We start from the raw sequence: 21918 nt of genomic DNA on the forward strand, positions 1-21918 counted from the left end.
GGGCTCCGGTTTGCGGCGTGGGAGGCACCGCGCGTTGTGTTGGTCAGAGGCGCGGCATCGGTCAGCGCGGCGAGACCGGGACTTGCGCGGTCACTTGCGGACTCTTGCCCTCGGTTTCGTGATTGGCCGGGAACAGCAGGAGCGCCGCGGTGAACAGCACCGCCGTCAGGACGCTGCTGGCGATAAAATCGCGGCGCGTGAAATCCTTGAGGGTTGTCGCAGTTCCGATCCGTTTCGTCATCTTCGTCTCCGCCTGGCGCCGCCTGGGATCGGCGCCGTCGTTTTTCGTGTTCGGTCCAAAACAAAAAAGCTGCCGTCCAGGTCTTGCGTCCGTACATCCGGGATCGCGTGTCGACCTGAGCGGCAGCTTTGCCTGTGGCGCCCACCATTGGACGCCTGTGTCTCTTGGCCCTTGCGGGCCTGCATTCTCAAAAGCAGGAAGCGTGCCAATTCGACAGCGCTCTAAATTATCTAATGAAATCAAAACGAAGACGTTGTCGTGCGACTTTTGACCAAGCCCGGCAGCGGATCAAAGATTAGTCAGAATGCCTTGCAGGGCAGCATAATATTTGTGCAATGCGGTAGATTGCCTATTGTCAATGCGGTGCGCTTTTCGGTCATGGCCTTACTCCGCCGCTTCGACGAAGCGGTGGCGTTCATAGAGGAACTTCAGCACCGCCTCGCGGCAGCGCAGGAAGGTGCTGTCGGAGGCAAGCTCGATGCGTCGGCGCGGCCGGGCGAGCGGCACCGGAAGCACCTCGCCGATGGTGGCCGCCGGGCCGTTGGTCATCATCACGATGCGGTCGGACAGAAGCACCGCCTCGTCGACATCATGGGTGATCATGATCATGGTCGAGCCCAGCCTGGCGTGGATGTCCATCACCGCATCCTGGAGATGGGCGCGGGTCAGCGCGTCGAGCGCGCCGAAGGGCTCGTCGAGCAGAAGGATCTTCGGCTCCATTGCGAGGGCGCGCGCAATGCCGACGCGTTGCTTCATGCCGCCCGATATCTCGGCCGGGCGCTTGTCCCTGGCATGCGCCATCTGGACGAGGTCGAGGTTGCGCATGATCCAGTCATGCCGCTCGGCCCGGCTTTTTGTCTGGCCGAAGACCTTGGACACGGCGAGGTTGATGTTCTCGTAGACGGTAAGCCAGGGCAGCAGCGAGTGGTTCTGGAAAACCACGGCGCGCTCCGGTCCGGGGCTGTCGACCTCCCTGTTCTCGAGCAGCACGGCGCCCTTGGAAACCTTGGTCAGCCCGGCGATCAGGTTGAGCAAGGTCGACTTGCCGCAGCCGGAATGGCCAATGATGGAGACGAACTCGCCAGCATCGATGGTGAGCCTGATATCCTTCAGCACCTCGCTGAACTGGCCGCCACGAGAGAAGGATTTGTCGATATGGTCGAGCTTCAGATAGGCGGTCATGGCGCCGTCCTCACTTTGCCGTTGTGCCGCGGGTGACGAAGGCGCCGATCGCCGCAACCAGCCGGTCGAGGCAGAAGCCGGTGACGCCGATATAGACGAGCGCGACAATGATGTCTGGCAGCCGCGAGGAATTCCACGCGTCCCAGATGAAGAAGCCGATGCCGACGCCGCCGGTAAGCATCTCGGCGGCGACGATGGCGAGCCAGGAGAGCCCGATGCCGATCCTGAGGCCCGTGAAGATGTAGGGCGCGGCGGCCGGCACCATGATCTTGAAGAAGAACTCGAGCTGGTTGAGCCGCAGGATGCGGGCGACGTTGCGGTAGTCCTCCGGGATGTTGCGGACGCCGACGGCGGTGTTGATGATCACCGGCCAGATCGAGGTGATGAAGATCACGAACAGCGCCGACGGGTTGGAGTCGCGAAAGGCGGCGAGAGACAGCGGCAGCCAGGCGAGCGGTGGTACGGTGCGCAGGATCTGGAAGACCGGATCGAGACCGCGCATCGCCCAGACAGACTGACCGACCAGGGCGCCCAGCGCAACGCCAACCACCGCCGCCATGCCGAAGCCGATGGCGACGCGCTGCAGCGAGATCAGCACTCGCCAGGCGAGGCCTATGTCCTGCGGGCCATTGTCGAAGAACGGATGGGCGATCAGGTCGTAAGCCTCGTTCCACACCTGGCTCGGCGGCGGCAGGCTGGCCGTCGGCGAAGAGCAGGCCACCTGCCAGACGACGAGCAGGACGAGGATGACGACGGCCGGCGGTACCAGTGCCGTCGCCAGCCGGCCGACAATGGCCGTGAGGTCGATGCGGCGCCGCGCTTTTGCGGTGAAGGCAATCACCTCGGCGGGCTTCGCAGGAAATGCCTTCACCTTGGTGTCCTCGACGGTTTGGATGGACATGTCGTGGAAAATCTCCGTGGGGCAGTCCGGTGGAGCGACAACGGCGCGAGCGCCGTTGCGCTTGGGTTGCGCTGCGACAAACGGCGCAATGCGCCGTTTGCGCTTAAGCCGATGCCTTGATCTTCAGGCTGTCGAGATAGGCGGACGGATTGGCCGGATCGAAGGTCTTGCCGTCGAAGAAGGTCTCGACGCCGCGCGAGGGCGATTGAGGGATGTCGCCTGCCGCGACGCCCAGATCCTTCGCCGCCTCGCGCCAGAGATCCTCACGGTTGACCTGGTCGACCAGCGCCTTGATGTCGGTGGTCGGCGCCAACTTGCCCCAGCGGATGTTCTCGGTGAGGAACCAGGCATCATGGCTCTTGAAGGGATAGGAGACCCCACCCTTCCAGAACTTCATGTAGAGGTCGGTGCCCTTGGCGACGCGGTCGTTGCCGTAGTTGATGTCGCCCTTGAGGCGGCCGATGATGTCAGCAACGGGCACGTTCATCCATTGCCGCTTGCCGATGATCGAGGCCATCTCCTCCTTGTTCTCCATGGCCTCGCACCATTGCTGGGCTTCCATGACGGCCATCAGGATTGCCTTGGTGGCGTTGGGGTATTTGTCGATGAAGGCGGCGCGCAGGCCGAGCGCCTTTTCCGGATGGCCCTTCCACAACTCGCCGGTGGTGGCGGCGGTGAAGCCGATGCCCTGGTGAACAAGCTGTTCGTTCCACGGCTCGCCGACGCAGAACACGTCCATGTTGCCGACCTTCATGTTGGCCACCATCTGCGGCGGCGGAACGACGATGGTGGAGACATCCTTGTCGGGATCGATGCCGCCGGCGGCCAGCCAGTAGCGCAGCCAGAGGTCGTGCGTGCCGCCCGGGAAGGTCATGGCCGCCTTCACTTCCTTGCCGGCGGCCTTCTTGGCGGCGAAGGCCTCCTTCAGTTTGGACGCGTCGAGGCCGACACCGGTGGCGGCGTATTCCTGAGCAACGGAAATGCCCTGGCAGTCGTAGTTCAGCCGCGCGACGATCCCCATCGGCAGCGGCTGGTTGTTCTGGGTCACCTTGCCGGTGTGCATGAGGTAGGGCATCGGCGTCAGGATGTGGGCGCCGTCGATGCCGTTGGCTTCGCCGCCAAGCACAAGATTATCGCGCGTAGCGCCCCAGGAGGCCTGCTTCAGCACCTCGACATCGGGCATGCCGTATTTGGCGAACAGTCCCTTCTCCTTGGCGATCATCAGCGGTGCAGCGTCGGTCAGCGCGATGAAGCCGAGCTTGGCGCCGGTCACCTCGGGAGCGGCCGCGGCGGCATAAGCGCCCGAGGGCAAGAGCTTGCGCGCCGCCACGAACAGCCCAGCAGTGAGCGCGCTTCTGGCAAGGAAGTCGCGCCGGGTCAGGTCCTTCGGCGTCGTTCCAGTTCCGATCCGTTTCGTCATCGTCATCTCCGGTTGGGCGCCGCTTGAGACCGGCGCCGTCGATTGCGTGTTCGGTCAAAAACAAAAAAGCCGCCGGCCAGGTCGCGCGCGTCCTTACATCCGGGATCGCGTGTTGACCTGAGCGGCAGCTTTGCCTGTGGCGCCCGCCATTGGACGCCTGTTCCGTGACCCTGCGAAGAGTCTGTCTATTACAAAGCAGGAACCATGCCAGTTTCCAGACTGTGCCAAAAATACAAATGAAATCAATTATATGCTATAGTTGGCAGCGCGCCGGACCACTAAGCGAGCAGGCCAAAGATTGCCCATTAGCGCAAGCGCGCGCACAATTATTGTGCAGTGCACAAGAGTGGCGCGAAAATAATCAGGCGCGTTTCTGGCCGGCAATGTAGGCATCGATCCGGTCGGGATCGAAGATCTGGCCGTCGAAAAATCCGTCCGGGCCAAGGACAAGGCTCGCCCCCGCCGAACCGACTGGCGTCGCGACCTTCAGCGCGCCCTCGACCTTGGCATTGGCGCCGGGCAGGGCCACGCCGAGCGGTTTCAGCGCCGAGCGGTAGAGGTCGGGCCGGTAGCAGTCGCGGGCGATCGCAAGGTTTTGCGGCGTGTGCGCCAGTTGGCCCCAGCGCACCATCTGCGTGTAGAACCAGAGCGCGTGGCTCTTCCAGGGAAAGTTCGCCGCCTTGTCGAAGGGCAGGAAGAAATCCTCGACGTTCCGAGCCTCGCCTGCGCCCAGTTGAAGCTGTCCGGTGAGGATCGGCATCTGGATTGCCTCGGGCTGCCCGAGGAAGTCGGGCCTGGCCATCAGCGCCGCCAGCTCGCTTCGGTTTGCCGGGGCCTGGCACCAGCGAGCGGAATGATGCAGCGCCCTCAGCAGCGCCGCCAGCGTTTCCGGGTTTTCCTCGGCCCATGACCTGCGCGCGCCGACCACCTTTTCCGGGCTGTTGCGCCACAGCAGCGCCTTGACGGTGACGATGCGGCCGATGCCGGCTGCGACGGCGGCGCTGTTCCACGGCTCGCCGACGCAATAGCCATCGATGCGGCCGGCGGCCAAGGCGTCGGTCATGAAGGGCGGCGGCACGATGACGATCTCGATATCGCGGTCGGGATCGATGCCGCAGGCGGCGAGCCAATAACGCAGCTCGTAATTGTGCCCCGAATGCGGATGCACGACGGCGAAACGCAGCGGCTCGCGGCCGGCGGCTGCCCGTTCGCGGATCAGCGCACCGAGCGCTGCGCCGGCACGTGCCGGATCGAGGTCCGGCACGACGCCGTGCGCCGCCATGCCTTCCCATACCGCATTGGAAACCGTGACGCAGTTGCCGCCGAGCCCGAGCGAGAAGGGCACTATGGTCTCGGAGGCGAGCGGCGTGAGGCCGAGGCTGCAGGCGAGCGGCATTGGTCCCAGCATATGGGCGACATCGAAATGGCCGATGGCGATGCGGTCGCGGATGTTGGCCCAGGAGGTCTCACGATGCAGCTTGAGCGCGATGCCCTCGCGGGCGGCAAAGCCCATCTCGTCGGCCGCGACCAGGACGGCGCTGTCGAAGAGCGGCATGAAGCCGGCAGTGACCTGGTGCGAGGCAGTCGTGCTCATTCGCCCTCCAGCGGTCCAAGCAATCCCGCCGCGGTCACCAGGCTCTGGGCAATCTCGGCGATCTTGCGGTTCTGGTTCATGGCGGTCTTGCGCAGAAGCGCGTAGGCCGCCTCTTCGCTCAGCCCGCGCGACTTCATCAATATGCCCTTGGCCCGATCGACGACCTTGCGGTTCTCGAGCTCGCTGCGCGCCTCCTCCAGTTCGCGCGCCATGCTCGAGAAGGCATTGAAGCGGCTGATCGCCATGTCGAGGATCGGCTTGATGCGCTCCTTCTTCAGCCCGTCGACGACATAGGCGGACACGCCCGCATCGACGGCCGCCTCGATCGAGGCCTGGTCGGAGCGGTCGACGAACATGGCGATCGGCCGTTTCACCGCGCGCGAAAGCTGGAACATGTTCTCCAGCATGTCGCGGTTTGGATTTTCGAGATCGATGACGATGACGTCCGGCTCGATCTCGGCGATGCGCCGGGCAATGCCGGCCACGTCGTGGACCACCGTGACATGGCGATGGCCGGCGTCCCGCAATCCCGCCTCGATGATCGAGGCGCGGATGCGGTTCTCGTCGATAACAAGGATGGCCAACGAACCGGCGGACATGCGCCTATTGTGCAGCCAGACCGGAATTGTGCAATGCGGTAGCGTAGCCCGAAGCGAACTTTTCCCGCGCCCATGCCCCGTTCGCCAACTTTGAATGTTCGTGGCGTCTAATTTTCGAAGATGCGATCTTCGTGGCCCAAAACGGTCAAAAACGTATCAGTCGGCGCGGCGTGGCGAGGTGGCGGACATTCTTGGCGACCGTTATCCTGACCCTAGATGAGCCAAACAAACGGCCGCGGTTCGAAGGCTGAAAACACCCGACAGCCTCCGGGAGGAAGCATGGGACCCGATCTGGAAGTCATACAGATAAGGCCTGGCGAGTCGTTCGCGGTGAAGTGGCACGGCTATCCGTACCATACGGTGCGCTGGCACTTTCATCCGGAATACGAGCTGCACCAGATCGTCGCGACCAAGGGCCGCTATTTCGTCGGCGACTTCATCGGCGAGTTCGAGATCGGCAATCTGGTGCTGGCCGGTCCCAACCTGCCGCACAACTGGATCAGCGAGGTTCCGGAAGGCCAGTCAGTTCCGCTGCGCTGCAGGCTGGTCCAGTTCAGCGAGGAATTCATCGGCGGCGCGATCACGACCTTTCCCGAGCTTGGCGCCGTTTCCCCGTTGCTCGACCTGTCGCGGCGCGGCGTCCTGTTCAGCAAGGGCGTGAGCAGGGAGGTCATGCCGCTGCTGGCGGAAATCACGCATGCTTACGGCGTGCACCGGATCAGCCTGTTCATGTCGATCATGGAGGCGCTCAGCCGTGAGAGCGCGCCGCGCGTTCTCGCCAGCGAAAACTATCTGCCGGATCCGTCGGGATATATGTCGGCGGGCATGAACCAGGCGCTGGCCTATATCCGCGAGAATCTGACTCAGCCGTTCAATGAGGGCGACCTTGCAGTGATCGCCGGCCAGACGCCGAGCGCCTTCTCGCGCTCGTTCCGCAAGCACACCGGCATGTCGCTGCTGCAATATATCAAGCGCCTGCGCATCAATCTCGCCTGCCAGATCCTGATGAGCGATGAAGAGGCGCAGATTTCGGACATCTGCTTCGAGGTCGGCTTCAACAATCTGTCGAACTTCAACCGCCAGTTCCTGGCCGAGAAGGGCATGCCGCCGTCGCAGTTCAGACGATTGGTTGCGGACAATTTCGCGGCCGCGCGCGCCGCATAGAAAGGAGTTCGGGAGGAGAAACAAGCCTTAAGCAAGAACCAAGACGAAGCGATGGATCGCGTAAGCGAACCAGCGATGGACGAGTATTGCCTCGTGTCATGCCAGCGGGAGGAAGCCGTTAGGCTGCTGCACGAGTTCGCTAGATTTCCGATCGGGCAGCGCGAGCAGACATCCGCAGCCTGCGGCGGAGTCTGTTACATCAAACAACGGGAATGGAGAAGACCTTATGTCCAGATACATGTCCAGATTGACCGCGGCCGCGATGGCCGTCTCGAGCCTCGCCCTCGGCGCGACGTTTGCCAATGCGCAGGATATCGCCGGCTCCACGGTCGCGTTCCTGATGCCCGACCAGGGTTCGACGCGCTACGAGGAGCATGATCACCCCGGCTTCGTCGCCGAGATGAAGAAACTCTGCGACAGCTGCAAGGTGCTCTACCTCAACGCCGACGCCGACGTCACCAAGCAGCAGCAACAGTTCAACTCGGTCATCACCCAGGGCGCCAAGGTGATCGTGCTCGATCCGGTGGATTCCGCGGCGGCGGCGTCGCTGGTGCACAACGCCCAGGCCCAGGGCGTCAAGGTCATCGCCTATGACCGTCCGATTCCGGACGCCAAGGCCGATTTCTACGTGTCGTTCGACAACAAGGCCATCGGCAAGGCGATCGCCGCCTCGCTGGTCGAGCATCTCAAGGCCAAGGGCGTGTCGAGCGACGGCGATGTCGGCGTGCTGCAGATCAACGGCTCGCCGACCGATGCCGCGGCGGGCTTGATCAAGGACGGTATCCATGACGGCCTCAAGACCGGCAGCTACAAGACGCTCGCCGAGTTCGACACGCCGAACTGGGCGCCTTCGAATGCCCAGCAATGGGCGGCGGGGCAGATCTCGCGCTTCGGTAACAAGATCGTCGGCGTGGTGGCCGCCAATGACGGCACGGGCGGCGGCGCCATCGCGGCGCTCAAGGCCGCCGGCGTCGATCCGGTGCCGCCGGTGACAGGCAACGACGCCACGATCGCCGCGCTGCAGCTCGTCATTGCCGGCGACCAGTACAACACTATCTCGAAGCCCAGCGAGATCGTCGCCGCAGCAGCCGCGAACGTTGCGGTGCAGCTCCTCAAGGGCGAGGCTCCGAAAGCCGAGACGACGCTCTACGACACGCCCTCGCAGCTCTTCGTGCCGGCGGTGGTGATGCAGGAGAACCTCAAGGCCGAGATCATCGACAAGAAGATCCAGACCGCAGCCCAGCTCTGCACCGACCGCTACGCCGAAGGCTGCAAGAAGCTCGGCATTGAATAAGGAGCAATGCCGCGCAGGCGGCATTGTCTCCGGAGCGATGCGGCGTCAGCCGCATCGTCCCCAGAAGCGACGCGGCCAAATCGCGTCGCCTGCGATATGCTCGGCAACGTCGCCAAGGTGACAGCCGTGTCCGGCCGCTACCTCCTGGCGGCCGGACATACCGACCAAAACGCGGGAAGAGAGACAGGCCATGGCAATACCCGACACGCCGTCCACGACAAGCCGCCCGCCGGTGCTCAGCCTGCGCGGCATCTCGAAGAATTTCGGCGCGGTGTCGGCCCTCACCGATGTCGATCTCGATATCAACGCGGGAGAGATCGTCGCCCTGGTCGGTGACAACGGCGCCGGCAAATCGACGCTGGTGAAGATTTTGGCCGGCGCGCACATGCCGAGCGCCGGCTCGATCACGTTCGACGGCCAGCCCGTGACGTTGGCCAATCCTGCCGCGGCGCTGAAGCTCGGCATCGCCACCGTCTTCCAGGATCTGGCGCTTTGCGAAAACCTCGACGTCGTGGCCAACATCTTCCTTGGCCGTGAGCTCCATCCGCTTCGCCTCGACGAAGTCTCGATGGAGGTCCGCGCCTGGACGCTGCTCAATGAGCTCTCCGCACGGATTCCCAGCGTGCGCGAGCCGGTGGCGTCGCTGTCGGGCGGCCAACGGCAGACGGTCGCGATCGCCCGCTCGCTGCTGATGGAGCCGCGCGTGATCCTCCTCGACGAGCCGACCGCGGCACTTGGCGTCGCGCAGACGGCAGAGGTGCTCAACCTCATCGAGCGCGTGCGGGATCGCGGCCTAGGCGTCGTCATGATCAGCCACAACATGGAGGACGTGCGCGCCGTAGCCGACCGCATCGTGGTGCTGAGGCTCGGCCGCAACAACGGCATCTTCCTGCCCGGCGCATCCAACCAGGAACTGGTGACCGCAATAACCGGCGCCGACGACAATGCCGTGTCGAGGCGCGGCAAGCGCACAGCCGAGGTGAAGGCTGAGGGAGAACGGCCATGACGACGGCTTCCGACCGCAACCCCGGCGCGCTGCTCGACCGCAGCGACGAGCGGCTGAAGGATCGCAGCGGCGCGAAGGGCGCCATCAAGGGCTTTCTCGACCGCGTCCGGTCCGGCGATCTCGGCTCGCTGCCCGTCGTCGTCGGGCTGGTGCTGATCTGCACCATCTTCCAGACGCTCAACCCGGTATTTCTGTCGCCGAACAATCTCGTCAACCTTTTGTTCGACTGCTCGACGGTCGGCATTATCTCGCTCGGCATCGTTTGCGTTCTGATGGTCGGCGAGATCGACCTGTCCGTCGGCTCGGTCAGCGGCCTGTCCTCGGCGCTGCTCGGCGTGCTGTGGGTCCAGTGGGGCTGGCCGGTAGGGCTTGCGATGCTGGCGGCGATGGCGGTCGGGTTCGTGACCGGCTGCGTCTATGCGTTCCTGCTCAACAGGCTCGGCATGCCGAGCTTCGTGTCGACGCTGTCGGGCCTGCTCGCCTTCCTCGGGCTGCAGCTCTACATCCTCGGCCCGACCGGCTCGATCAATCTGCCCTACGACTCGCCACTGGTGAATTTCGGCCAGCTCCTGGTGATGCCGCACTGGGTGTCGTACACGCTGGCCGTGGTGCCTGGCGTGCTCGCCCTGGTTCTCGGCTACCGCAAGGCGCAGCGACGCCAGGCCGCCGGGCTGTCGTCGCGTTCCTTCGGCGGGCTTCTCCTCCAGGCCGTGGCGATCACCCTCGCGCTCGAACTGGTGGCCTACTACCTCAACCTGTCGCGCGGCGTGCCCTGGATGTTCGCCCTGTTCGTTGGCCTGGTCGTGGCCATGAATTACGCGCTGAAGCGGACCCAGTGGGGCCGCTCGATGACTGCCGTGGGCGGCAACCGCGAGGCGGCGCGTCGCGCCGGCATCAATGTGCGCCTGATCTACACCAGCGCCTTCGCGCTCTGCGCCACGCTGGCGGCGACTGGTGGCCTGCTCTCGGCCGCTCGTCTGGCGACCGCCAGCCAGCAGGCCGGCACCGGCGACGTCAACCTCAACGCCATCGCGGCGGCCGTCATCGGCGGCACCAGCCTGTTCGGCGGCCGCGGCAGCGCCTATTCGGCGCTGCTCGGCATCATCGTCATCCAGTCCATCGCAAGCGGCCTGACGCTGCTCGATCTGTCATCCTCGCTCCGGTACATGATCACCGGCTGTGTGCTGGCGATCGCGGTCATCGTCGATTCTCTCGCCCGCCGCTCGCGTGTCTCACACGGCCGCGCCTGACGGCTCATTGAAGAGGATCGCAATGTCTGAAAGTCTCTCCGGCAAGGTTGCCGCAATCACTGGTGCTGCCTCCGGCATTGGGCTGGAATGCGCCCGCGCCATGCTCGCCGTCGGCGCAAAGGTCGTGCTGGTCGACCGGGCCGAGGATCGGCTGAAGGAGCTTGTCGCCGAGCTCGGCGACAATGCTTGCGCCGTGGTCACCGACCTGCTCGACCCGGCGAGCGTCAACCGCATGATGCCGGAGATCCTGGAGAAGGCCGGCACTCTCGACATCTTTCATGCCAATGCCGGCGCCTATGTCGGCGGCGAGGTGGCGTCCGGCGATCCCGACCAATGGGACAAGATGCTCAACCTCAACATCAACGCCGTCTTCCGCACCGTCCATGCCGTGCTGCCGCATATGATCGAGAAGAAGAGCGGCGACATCATCGTCACCAGTTCCGTCGCCGGCTTCGTCCCCGTTGTCTGGGAGCCGATCTACACCGCCTCGAAATTCGCCGTGCAGGCCTTCGTGCATACGGTACGCCGCCAGGTGCTGAAGCACGGCATCCGCGTCGGCGCGGTCGCGCCCGGCCCCGTGGTGACGGCGCTGCTGAGCGACTGGCCGAAGGCCAAGATGGAAGAGGCGCTGGCCGCCGGCAGCTTGATGGAGGCCAAGGAGGTGGCCGACGCCGTGCTCTTCATGCTGACGCGGCCGCGCAACGTCACCATTCGCGACCTCGTCATCCTGCCGCAGAGCGTGGACATCTGAACCGCCCCTCCAACGCGATGGAGCCGCAATCATGATCCTCGACCGCTTCCGACTGGAAGATAAGGTGGCGCTGGTGACCGGCGGCACACGCGGCATCGGCCTTGCCATCGCCAAGGCGCTCGGGGAAGCCGGCGCGCATGTCGTCGTTGCGGGCCGGACCATGAAGGACGACGCACGGCAGGAACTCGCGGGTCTTGCCTTCGATTTCCTCGCCGCGGAAATGCTGGACGAGAAGGCGCCGGACAGGCTGGTCGCCGATACGCTCGCCAAGGCTGGTCGGCTCGACATCCTGGTTAACAGTGCCGGCATTGCGGTGCATGGCGACAGCGGTGACTATCCTGAGGACATCTGGCGCAGGACGATGGCGATCAATGTCGATGCCGTGTTCCGCTGCTGCCGGGCGGCGCTGGGGCCGATGCGGCGTCAGGGCGGCGGCGCGATCCTCAATGTCGGCTCGATCTCCGGCATAGTCTCCAACATTCCGCAGAACCAGGTCGCGTACAACAGCTCCAAGGCTGCGGTGCATATGATGACCAAGAGCCTCGCCAGCGAGGTCGCGGCCGAGAACATCCGCGTCAACGCCGTGGCGCCCGGCTATGTCGAGACGGACATGTCGCGCGGCGGCATCGAAAACCCCGAATGGTTCCCGATCTGGCGCGGCATGACGCCGATGGGTCGCGTCGGCCGGCCGGAGGAGGTTGCGGCGGCCGCACTTTTCCTGTGCTCTCCCGCCGCGAGCTATGTAACCGGCGAGGTGCTGGTCATCGATGGCGGCTATACGACGCGCTGATATAGTCTCGCCGAGGCAGGAGAACCGGTATGAAACTCAAGGATAAGGTCGCCGTCGTCACCGGCGGCGCGCAAGGCATCGGGGCGGCCATCGTGCGCGGCTTCGCCGCCGAAGGCGCCCATGTCGTCATCGCCGATATGGCGATCGACAAGGCGGACGCGCTGGCGCGCGAGCTCGGCGGCAAAGCAACAGCCGTGCAGCTCGACGTGCGCGACCTCGCCTCGATCGAGGCGATGGTCGATAGCGTGACGAGGACGCATGGCGGCATCGACATCCTGGTCAACAACGCCGCCGTCTTCGACATGGGGCCGCTGCTGGAGATTTCGGAAAGGAGCTTCGACCTGCAATTCTCGGTCAATGTGAAAGGCCTGTTGTTCACGCTGCAGGCAGTGGCCAAGCGCATGGTCGCGCAAGGGCGCCGCGGCAAGATCATCAATATGGCATCGCAGGCCGGACGGCGCGGCGAGGCACTGGTCGCTGTCTACTGCGCGACCAAGGCCGCGGTGATCAACATCACGCAATCGGCCGGACTTGCGCTCATCAAGCACGGCATCAACGTCAACGGCATCGCGCCGGGCGTGGTCGACACGCCGATGTGGGACCAGGTCGACGCGCTGTTCGCGCGCTACGAGAACCTGCCGATCGGCGAGAAGAAGCGGCAGGTCGGGCTGGCGGTGCCGGCAGGGCGCATGGGCGATCCGGACGATTATCGGGGCGCGGCCATTTTCCTGGCCTCGAGCGACGCCGATTATGTCGTCGCGCAAACCCTTAATGTGGACGGCGGCAACTGGATGAGCTGAAGCGGGGGTGAGGCTTCAGGCCGCGGCAGCCGTCGCCGTGCTCTCGGCGAAGGGGGCCTTCGGCAAGCAAGTCCTGGAGGTGGGCTACCGGCATTTCGGAAGCCGCCTTCGCCGAGGAATTGCCTGGACCGGCACGATGTTTCTCAGTGTAGAATGGGAGTTCATGAGGGCAGCGGGTGTTGGCCGTCATAGCTGCGTTGGGGGGTAGCCGAGATGGATGCGGAAAAGTCGATCTGCAAACTGACCGAGGCGCCGATCACCTGCACAACACCGCTTCAGGGGCTGTGAGGATGTCGGGCGAGGCGAGGCGCTGGTCGTTCCTCGCGCTGGCTTGCCTGGCCGTGGTTCTTTCGCTCACCACCTGGTTTTCGGCAACGGCGGTGATTCCCGAACTCGAGACGCGCTGGCAGCTTGGCGCCGCCGCAGCGGCCTGGCTGACCAACGGCGTGCAGGCGGGCTTCGTCATCGGAGCGCTGACCTCGTCGATCCTTGGGCTGCCGGACCGTTGGCGGCTCAATCGCATGATGGCGGGCGCGGCGGCGCTGGCAGGGGCGGCGAACCTGGTCCTGCTGATCGAGCCCGGCGCTGTCGTTGCGGTCCTCGCCCGGTTCGTCACCGGCATTGCGCTGGCGGGTGTCTATCCGCCGGCGATAAAGCTGATGGCGACCTGGTTTCGCAAGGAGCGCGGCCTGGCGCTCGGCCTGCTGATCGCGGCGCTGACGCTCGGCTCGGCGCTGCCGCATTTGGTGCGGGCCATCGGCGCCGGGGTCGACTGGCGCGTCGTCGTGAGCGCCAGCTCGTTGTGCGCGTTCGTCTCCGCGGCAATCTTCGGACGCGCCCTGCATGAAGGCCCGTTTCCATTTGCGCGATCGGTCGTCGACCCACGCCAGGTCGGGGCGATTATCCGCGACCGCCCGGTCATGCTCGCCAATCTCGGCTATTTCGGCCACATGTGGGAGCTCTACGCCATGTGGGGCTGGTTCCTGGCTTATGCGGGAGCCGCGCTTGCTGCCGGCAACCCGATCTTTTCCGGAAATGTTTCGCTGCTCACCTTCGCGGTGATCGCAGTGGGCGCGCTCGGCGCCGCCGGCGGCGGCCTGCTGGCCGATCGTGTCGGCCGCTGCAACACAACGGCGCTGTCGATGGCGCTATCCGGCGCGTGCGCACTGCTGATCGGCGTCTTCTTCGACGGTCCGTCCTGGCTGTTCGTCGCCGTCGCCCTGGTCTGGGGCGTCTCGGTCGTTGCCGACTCCGCGCAATTCTCGGCCGCCGTGACGGAACTTGCCGAGCCGCATCTCGTCGGATCGGCGCTGGCCTTCCAGATGGGTATCGGCTTTGCCATCACCATCGCCGCCATCTGGATGGTGCCGCTGTTCGGCGAGGCCATCGGCGGCTGGCGCTGGGCGTTCCTGTTGCTGGTGCCTGGTCCGGCCATCGGCGCCGCCGCAATGCTGGCGCTGCGGGCCGATCGGTCGGCGCTCAAGCTTGCCGGCGGCCGGCGGTAGGTTCCGGCTGGCCGTCGAATCCTGGGCGTGGCCGGAAAGCTCCGTCCAGCCACGCGCTCACCCCCGCCGGGCGCTTTCTCCGGTTCCTGCCGATTGGGAGGAACGATCTCGCGGCTGACGCATTTTGGTTCCCATCAACAGTTTGAGGGAATCCATGCGCATTGCCCATGTCGCGCCGCTCTATGAGTCCGTCCCCCCGAGATTTTACGGCGGCACCGAGCGCATCGTCTCTTATCTCACCGAAGCGCTGGTGGAATTGGGGCACGATGTGACGCTGTTCGCCAGCGGCGACAGCGAGACCTCGGCGCGGTTGGTGCCCGGCCGCGACCAGGCGATCAGGCTCGACCCGCGGCCGAAGAAATCGGAGATCGCGGCCCATCTCGCGATGCTTGCTGACGTGCGCGAGCGGGCCGGCGAGTTCGACGTCATCCACTTCCATCTCAGCCATTTCGCGCATTTTCCGTTCTTCGAGCACATGGCGGGACGAACGGTGACGACGCCGCATGGCCGGCTCGACTATGTCGACCTGGCACCGGCCTACAGGCGCTTCCCACGCTTCCCGATGATCTCCATCTCGCACAGCCAGAAGCGGGGATTGCCCGACGCCAACTGGATTGCCACGATCCATCACGGGATCCCGGTCGATGCCTATCAGCCCACATATGACCCGTCACCCGAAGAGCCGTATCTGGCCTTTCTCGGGCGCCTCTCGCGCGACAAACGGCCGGACCGCGCGATCGATATCGCGCGACGTTCCGGGCTGAAGCTGAAGCTGGCGGCCAAGATCGGCGACGATGACCGCGCCTATTTTCACGACGAGATCGAGGCGCTCATCGACGGCGACCGCGTCGACTATGTCGGCGAGATCGCTGAGGACGAGAAGGCGGCATTTCTCGGCAACGCCGCCGGTCTCCTGTTTCCCATCGATTGGCCGGAGCCGTTCGGCCTGGCGCCGATCGAGGCCATGGCCTGCGGCACGCCGGTCATCGCCTGGAATTGCGGCGCCTTGCCGGAGATCATCGACCAGGGCGTGACCGGCTTTGCCGTGGACACCGTCGATGAGGCTGTCGCTGCAATGCCGGCCCTTCTCGAGCTTGATCGGCGGCAGGTGAGGGCGGTCTTCGAAAAGCGGTTTTCGGTCACCAGGATGGCGCGCGACTATCTCGCCGCCTATATGCGCCTGATCGGCATCCGGGAGGCGAAGGCCTCCTGATCGGCATTGTCTTTCGGGCGGGACAAACGAAGAGGTGACGAATGACGCAGCTCGACGAGCGCAAGCTCGATCCCGCGGTAGCCCTTGCCTCGCTTGACGAAACGGCGCCGCGGGAGCCGCACCGGCTGTTCGCGCTCAAGCAGGGCGACTGTTTTGCCGTCACGGACGCCTATGGCGACATCAGAGGCGCCGGCGACGGTTTCTTTCGCGACGATACGCGCGTCCTTTCCGAGTTCCGCCTGACGGTCGGCGGCAGACAGATGTCGCTGCTCGGCGCCTCGCTCAGCCAGGACAATGTGCTGTTCACCAGCAACCTGACCAACCTGCCGATCCAGAGCGCCGCCGGCCGCGACATTCCGCAAGGCGCGATCCATATCGAGCGCGTCAGGCTGATCTGGCAGGACCGGCTGTTCGATCGCATCACGCTTTCCAACTACAGCCGCGAGCACTCGACCATTGCCGTCTCGCTGCATTTCGCCGCCGACTTCCGGGACATGTTCGAGGTGCGCGGCTCGACGCGGCCGAAACGCGGAACGGTCCATGTCGCCAGGACCGAGAAGGCATCGGTGCTGCTCGGCTATGACGGTCTCGACGGGTTGCCGCGCCTGTCGGCGATTTCCTTCTCGCAGGCCCCCGACCGGTTGAGCGACAATCGCGCCGACTTCCTGATCGCGGTCACCAAGCGCAGCAGCAAGGTGCTTTATGTCGAAGTCGGCCCGGAGATCGCGGATACACCCGGGCGCGACCGCTTCCGCGCCGCCGCGGCCCGCGCCCGTTTCGGCATGCGCTCCAAGCGCCGGCATGGTGCCACGGTGCACAGTTCGGGCCGCGTGTTCAACGATTGGGTCGAGCGCGCGCGCGCCGATGTCGCGCTGCTCACCACCGAACTCTCGACCGGGCCCTATCCCTATGCCGGCATTCCGTGGTTCTCGACGGCCTTCGGCCGCGACGGCGTGATTTCGGGGCTGCAGATGCTGTGGCTCAATCCCGGCCTGGCGCGCGGTGTGCTGGCGTTTCTTGCCGAGCATCAGGCGACGGAGACGTCGCCCTTCATCGATTCCCAGCCAGGCAAGATCATGCATGAGACGCGCAAGGGCGAGATGGCGGCGCTGCGCGAACTCCCCTTCGGCCGCTATTATGGCGGTGTCGACACGACCCCGCTCTACATTCATCTCGCCTGCGCCTATGCCGACCGCACCGGCGACATGGCCTTTGTCGACACACTTTGGCCGTCGCTCAAGGCGGCCGCCGAGTGGACGGAAGAGGCAAGCCGGGCGACGGGCTTCGTCACCTACCAGCGCGCGGCCGAGTCCGGTCTTGCCAACCAGGGCTGGAAAGACAGTATCGATTCCGTCTTCCATGCCGACGGACGGATTCCCAAGGGACCGATCGCCCTGGTCGAGGTGCAGGGCTATGTCTTTGCCGCCTATCGGGGCCTCGCCTCGCTCGCGCGCCGCCGCGGCGAGTTCGCCGATGCCGAGCATTGGGAAAACCGCGCCGAGGAAATGCGGTTGGCCGTCGAGCGCGATTTCTGGATGGACGATCTCAACTTCTACGCCCTTGCCATCGATGGCGAGGGCGAACCCTGCAAGGTCCGCACCTCCAATGCCGGGCATCTGCTTTATGTCGGGTTGCCGGAGCTGGAGCGGGCAAAGATGGTCGCCGACCAGTTGCTGTCGGCCTCTTTCCATTCCGGCTGGGGGCTGAGGACGCTCGCGGACGATGCGATCTTCTTCAACCCGATGTCCTACCACAACGGCTCGATCTGGCCGCACGACACCGCGCTTTGCGGCGTCGGCCTGGCGCGTTACGGCGAGCGCGACAGCGTGGTTCGGATGATGAGCGGCACCTTCGAGTCGGCCGTGCATTTCAACATGCGGCTGCCGGAATTGTTCTGCGGCTTCACCCGGGCGCCGGGCGAGGCGCCGATCGCCTATCCGGTCGCCTGCCTGCCGCAGGCCTGGTCGGCAGGCTCCACCTTCATGCTGATGCAGGCCTGCCTCGGCCTGGAAATCGATGGATGGGAAGGCGAACTGCACGTCACGCGCCCAAGGCTGCCGATCGGCATCGATACGCTCACGCTGCGGCATCTCAGCGTCGGCGACAAATCCGTCGACCTCGCTTTCCAACGGGTCGGCGACCGCGTCGTCGCCTTCCTGTCCGACCGGCACGAGGGCATGGTGCCGCTTATCGTGCGAACCTAGAACAAAGGCCGGCAAGGTTGCGTCCGGCAACCGAAAAATGTCGGAACCGATCGCGACTTTGTGCGTTGCGAACTGGTACCGGCCTATCCATCCGCAGCCGGCAAGAACGAAAAACAAAATAGCGGACAGCCGGAGGCAACCTGGCATTCAATGACACAATACGGCGTCGACCTCTTGTGGGTCCTTATCCTTGTAAGTCTCGGACTTTCCGCTCTCGCGATCTTCGTTTCAGTATCTAGGCACCGTCATCAGCATCCAAAGGGTGTGAACACGCCTGCCCCGGGTGACGATGTCGCCTCGGAAGCCGCGCGCAAGGTGTTGCGCGAATTCGAGAAGAACGGGCAGTCGGTCGACGCCGCCCTCGTCACCTGGTCGCCGGAGACGCTGCGCAAGATCCTCACCGAGGACCTGCCGGACGCACAGGTCATCGTCGTTTCCAACCGCGAACCCTACATCCACAATGAGGACAAGAACGGCGATGTCGAACTCGTCGTACCGGCGAGCGGACTGGTCTCGGCACTGGAGCCGATCACGCGCGCCTGCGCCGGCACATGGATCGCCTATGGCGGCGGCAGCGCAGACCACGTCGTGGTCGACGCGAATGACCGGGTGCAGGTGCCGCCTGGCAATCCCTCCTACACGCTGCGCCGGGTCTGGCTGACCGAAGAGCAATATCAGGGCTACTATCTCGGCTTCGCCAATGAAGGGCTGTGGCCGCTCTGCCATGTCGCCTTCACCCGCCCGACCTTCCGCGATTCTGACTGGGAAGCCTATGAGGCTGTCAACCGCAAGTTCGCCGATACGGTGGTCGCCGAGGCCCGCAACGAGCGGCCGATCGTGCTGGTCCAGGATTATCACTTCGCGCTGCTGCCGCGCATGATCCGCGAGCGCTTGCCGGACGCGATCGTCATCACTTTCTGGCACATTCCGTGGCCGAATTCGGAAGTGTTCAGCATCTGCCCATGGCGCGAACGCATCCTCGACGGGCTGCTCGGCAGCTCGATCATTGGGTTCCATACCCAATTCCACGCCAACAACTTCACCGAAAGCGTCGATCGTTTCATGGAGAGCCGGATCGAGCGCGCCGACGCCGCCATATCCTATGGCGGCCAAACGACGCTGGTGCATGCCTATCCGATCTCTATCGAATGGCCCGTCGAGTTGTTGAAGGCCCTGCCTTCGGTCGAGGACTCGCGACAACACATCCGCGAGCGGTTCGGCATTCCGGCCGATGCCAAGCTCTGCGTCGGCGTCGAGCGTCTCGACTACACCAAGGGCATCCTCGACCGCTTCCATGCGCTGGACGAGCTGTTCATCCGCCATCCGGAAACGATCGGCAAGGTGGTGTTCCTGCAGATCGCCGCGCCCAGCCGCGGCTCGCTGCCGGCCTACAAGCAACTGCATGAGGAATGCCTGCGCTTGGCCGAGGAGCTCAACGAGCGCTATGGCAACGAGCATTACCACCCTGTGGTGCTGGTGGCCGAGCATCACTCGCAGAAGGGTGTCTACGAAATCTATCGGGCCGCCGACATCTGCCTCGTCACAAGCCTGCATGACGGAATGAACCTCGTCGCCAAGGAATTTGTCGCCTCCCGCGATGACGAGCAGGGCGTGCTCCTGCTCAGCACCTTCGCCGGCGCCTCGCGCGAGCTGCTGGAGGCGCTGATCGTCAATCCCTATGACGCGGCGATGATGAGCGAGACCATGCTGCAGGCACTCACCATGGGGCCGGAAGAGCAGCACGAGCGCATGCGGCGCATGCGCGAGATCGTCCGCGACAACAACGTCTATCGCTGGGCCGGCAGCATGCTGCTCGACGCGGCGCGGCTCAGGAAGCGCGACGAGCTCGACCGGGTCACGGCTTTATCCGACCGGTCGCTGAATGGCGACAATGTCGTCTCCATATTCGAACGCAAACAGGCAGTCGGATTCCGATGAACTTACAGACAGATTTGACGCCACGACTCCCCGAAGGTCGATGGGCGCTTTTCCTCGACATTGACGGAACCTTGCTGGAACACGCGGCCCATCCGGACAGCGTGTCGGTCGGCGAGGGGCTGCGCCTCCTGCTGGAGACGATCGACCAGCGGCTGGACGGCGCGCTCGCCTTCATCACCGGCCGCTCGATCGCGGCCGTCGACGGCCTGTTCGACCCCTTGAAGCTGCGGATCGCCGGCCTCTATGGGCTGGAACACAGGCTGACGCCGGACGGGCAAATCGAGGCCGCCGACGAGCCGGAGGATATGGCGGCACTGGCCGACGAGATCGAGCTCGAGCTGGCAAGCAAGGCCGTCTATATCGAGCGCAAGGGCCCGGTGCTCGCTATTCACACAAGGGCGGCGCCGCATTTGCTGGCCCGCGCGACGGAACTGGTCGAGGCGGCGCTTGCCCGCCTGCCGGAAGGATACCGGGTCATCGCCGGCAATGCCGGCGTCGAGCTGATGCCGCTCGAAGCCGCCAAGGGGGCGGCGATCAGGCGCTTCATGCAGCTCGATCCGTTCAGCGGCCGGCGTCCGGTATTCCTCGGCGACGACACGTCGGACGAGAACGGCTTTGAGACCGTCAATGCCGCGGGCGGGATCTCGATCCGCGTGAAGCCGCAGGGCGAGACCGCGGCACGCTTCGCCATCGCCGACGTCGCCAGCGCGATCGCCTGGCTCGAGGCGAATTTCGGCACAACCGATGAAGAAGAAATCATCCGCCGCAGTTCGGCATTGCCTACCTAGAGCGGTTCACCGTTTCACGGAAACGGCGACCCGCTGTACCCCTTGTTTTGACGCAATTCCAGACGGAAAACCGCTCACACTTTTCCTGGAATTGCTTTAGCCATACGGAGAATGTGTCGGCCGCCGGTCATTCAGTTTCTGTCGACCGGCTTGGAGCGCATCCGGGAAACGGTCTCGCGCTCGGCGCGCTTGGAGCGCATCGGCGGCAGGCCGCGATCGACGAGGTCCATGTCCTCCAGCACCATGTCGCCCATGCGCTTGAAAGCGACGTCGAGCGCGCCGGCGCGGTGGGCCGAACGCAGGAAGCCGGGCAGGGCGCGGACCGGATGGTCCTTCGCCAACGGCTCCTCCGGGAAGACGTCGCTGGCGGCGACGATGTGGCCGCTCTTCACCGCCGCCATCAAGGCCGCAAAATCGACGACACCGGCGCGGCTGAGGAGGATGAAGGCGGCGCCCTTGCGCATCTTCGCGAAGGCATCGGCGCCGAGGAAACCCTGGTTCTCGCTGGTCACCGAGGCGACGACGAAGACGAAATCGCTTTCCGACAGCACCTTGTCGAGCGAGGCCGGTTCGACGCCGTGCTCGACAAGTACGGAAGGCGGCAGCCATGGGTCATAGACCCTGGTGCGGGTGCGGAAGCCGGAAAGCAGGCGATTGAGCGCGCGGCCAAGATCGCCGAAGCCGATGATGCCCACATCGGCGCCCGAGAGCAGTCGGGCTTTCTGGTTGCCGTCGCCGCCCCACAGCTCCTTGCCTTGCCGGAAGGCGAGGTCGGCATCGACGATGTTGCGCGCCAGGTTGAGCGCCATGGCAAGGCCGAGCTCCGCAACCGGTTCCGCAAACACCAGGCCGGTGGTGACGACGTGGATGCCGCGGGCGAACAGCGTCTCATAGGGCATGTTGTTGATGAGGTTGGTCTCGACATTGAAGATGCAGCGCAGCGCCTTCAATTTCTCCAACGTGTCCGGCGCGATCGGCGGCTGGCCGACGATGTAGCGCGCTTCGGCCAGCACATTCGGAGGCAACTCAGCCACGCCTTCGGGCGTTGTCTCGACGATGCGATATTTTTTGCGAAACAGCGCCAGTTGCGGCGGCGTGAAAATCAGGTCGAGCGTGCGCGGTTCGGGCGCGCTGATCACCAGCGGCGAGGCTTTGTTGGACATGATGTTCCTCCCGGCGCGACTGGATTGCGTCAATCACAACTGCGTTTTTTACTCCGGATGAAACGATTTACAACAGCGAAAAATCGATTTATCGATTACATTAGCAAGAGGGTTT

19 protein-coding genes are annotated in these 21918 nt (G+C 64.6%); 12 read left to right on the top strand and 7 right to left on the bottom strand.

What is annotated here, in order from left to right:
• Positions 1-61: 61 nt before the first annotated feature.
• The 6 genes from EJ070_RS20335 to EJ070_RS20360 all read right to left on the bottom strand — a co-directional run bounded on the left by EJ070_RS20335 (position 62) and on the right by EJ070_RS20360 (position 5937).
• Positions 62-241, bottom strand: a complete 180-nt coding sequence (locus tag EJ070_RS20335; RefSeq protein ID WP_126092924.1) for a hypothetical protein — start codon at positions 239-241, stop codon at positions 62-64.
• A 384-nt stretch (positions 242-625) separates the two neighbouring features.
• Positions 626-1423 carry an ABC transporter ATP-binding protein gene (locus EJ070_RS20340; protein ID WP_126092925.1) on the bottom strand — a complete coding sequence of 266 codons (798 nt, stop codon included), beginning with the start codon at positions 1421-1423 and terminating at the stop codon, positions 626-628.
• Between the two features lie 10 nt (positions 1424-1433).
• Positions 1434-2324 (bottom strand): nitrate ABC transporter permease, encoded by an 891-nt coding sequence (ntrB, locus tag EJ070_RS20345; RefSeq protein ID WP_126092926.1) that lies wholly within the window; start codon positions 2322-2324, stop codon positions 1434-1436.
• A gap of 103 nt (positions 2325-2427) precedes the next feature.
• On the bottom strand, positions 2428-3744 hold the full coding sequence (locus EJ070_RS20350; protein WP_126092927.1) for a CmpA/NrtA family ABC transporter substrate-binding protein: 1317 nt from the start codon (positions 3742-3744) through the stop codon (positions 2428-2430).
• A 361-nt stretch (positions 3745-4105) separates the two neighbouring features.
• On the bottom strand, positions 4106-5338 hold the full coding sequence (locus EJ070_RS20355) for a CmpA/NrtA family ABC transporter substrate-binding protein (protein WP_126092928.1): 1233 nt from the start codon (positions 5336-5338) through the stop codon (positions 4106-4108).
• Positions 5335-5937 carry an ANTAR domain-containing response regulator gene (locus tag EJ070_RS20360; protein ID WP_126092929.1) on the bottom strand — a complete coding sequence of 201 codons (603 nt, stop codon included), beginning with the start codon at positions 5935-5937 and terminating at the stop codon, positions 5335-5337. Before EJ070_RS20360 ends, EJ070_RS20355 begins: the two co-directional genes overlap by 4 nt.
• 279 nt (positions 5938-6216) lie before the next feature.
• On the opposite strand from EJ070_RS20360, the gene EJ070_RS20365 reads away from it, so the two are divergent.
• The 12 genes from EJ070_RS20365 to otsB all read left to right on the top strand — a co-directional run bounded on the left by EJ070_RS20365 (position 6217) and on the right by otsB (position 20640).
• Positions 6217-7101, top strand: a complete 885-nt coding sequence (locus EJ070_RS20365; protein ID WP_126092930.1) for an AraC family transcriptional regulator — start codon at positions 6217-6219, stop codon at positions 7099-7101.
• A 226-nt stretch (positions 7102-7327) separates the two neighbouring features.
• A complete protein-coding gene (locus EJ070_RS20370) occupies positions 7328-8395 on the top strand; it encodes a sugar ABC transporter substrate-binding protein (RefSeq protein ID WP_126092931.1) in 1068 nt (355 codons plus the stop codon).
• A gap of 190 nt (positions 8396-8585) precedes the next feature.
• Positions 8586-9401: an ATP-binding cassette domain-containing protein gene (locus EJ070_RS20375; RefSeq protein ID WP_126092932.1), complete on the top strand. Its 816-nt coding sequence runs from the start codon at positions 8586-8588 to the stop codon at positions 9399-9401.
• Positions 9398-10651 carry a sugar ABC transporter permease gene (locus EJ070_RS20380; protein WP_126092933.1) on the top strand — a complete coding sequence of 418 codons (1254 nt, stop codon included), beginning with the start codon at positions 9398-9400 and terminating at the stop codon, positions 10649-10651. Before EJ070_RS20375 ends, EJ070_RS20380 begins: the two co-directional genes overlap by 4 nt.
• 22 nt (positions 10652-10673) lie before the next feature.
• On the top strand, positions 10674-11402 hold the full coding sequence (locus EJ070_RS20385; RefSeq protein ID WP_126092934.1) for an SDR family oxidoreductase: 729 nt from the start codon (positions 10674-10676) through the stop codon (positions 11400-11402).
• A 31-nt stretch (positions 11403-11433) separates the two neighbouring features.
• On the top strand, positions 11434-12192 hold the full coding sequence (locus tag EJ070_RS20390; RefSeq protein ID WP_126092935.1) for a glucose 1-dehydrogenase: 759 nt from the start codon (positions 11434-11436) through the stop codon (positions 12190-12192).
• 29 nt (positions 12193-12221) lie between these two features.
• The gene (locus EJ070_RS20395; RefSeq protein WP_126092936.1) at positions 12222-12992 is read left to right on the top strand and encodes an L-iditol 2-dehydrogenase; all 771 of its coding nucleotides are present in this window, start codon (positions 12222-12224) and stop codon (positions 12990-12992) included.
• A gap of 290 nt (positions 12993-13282) precedes the next feature.
• Positions 13283-14497 carry an MFS transporter gene (locus tag EJ070_RS20400; RefSeq protein WP_126092937.1) on the top strand — a complete coding sequence of 405 codons (1215 nt, stop codon included), beginning with the start codon at positions 13283-13285 and terminating at the stop codon, positions 14495-14497.
• 154 nt (positions 14498-14651) lie between these two features.
• Positions 14652-15710, top strand: a complete 1059-nt coding sequence (locus EJ070_RS20405) for a glycosyltransferase family 4 protein (protein WP_126092938.1) — start codon at positions 14652-14654, stop codon at positions 15708-15710.
• Between the two features lie 41 nt (positions 15711-15751).
• The gene (locus tag EJ070_RS20410; RefSeq protein WP_126092939.1) at positions 15752-17914 is read left to right on the top strand and encodes an amylo-alpha-1,6-glucosidase; all 2163 of its coding nucleotides are present in this window, start codon (positions 15752-15754) and stop codon (positions 17912-17914) included.
• 150 nt (positions 17915-18064) lie between these two features.
• The gene (locus tag EJ070_RS20415) at positions 18065-19852 is read left to right on the top strand and encodes a trehalose-6-phosphate synthase (protein ID WP_126092940.1); all 1788 of its coding nucleotides are present in this window, start codon (positions 18065-18067) and stop codon (positions 19850-19852) included.
• Entirely contained in the window at positions 19849-20640 is a 792-nt protein-coding gene (gene otsB / locus EJ070_RS20420) for a trehalose-phosphatase (RefSeq protein WP_126092941.1), read from the top strand. The genes EJ070_RS20415 and otsB overlap by 4 nt, the downstream gene beginning before the upstream one ends.
• Before the next feature lie 131 nt (positions 20641-20771).
• Here the strand turns inward: otsB and EJ070_RS20425 are convergent, their stop codons facing one another.
• Complete coding sequence (locus tag EJ070_RS20425) at positions 20772-21803, bottom strand: hydroxyacid dehydrogenase (protein ID WP_126092942.1); 1032 nt, start codon at positions 21801-21803, stop codon at positions 20772-20774.
• Positions 21804-21918 lie beyond the last annotated feature (115 nt).

The sequence above is a fragment of the Mesorhizobium sp. M1E.F.Ca.ET.045.02.1.1 genome (assembly GCF_003952485.1).
Lineage (GTDB): Bacteria > Pseudomonadota > Alphaproteobacteria > Rhizobiales > Rhizobiaceae > Mesorhizobium.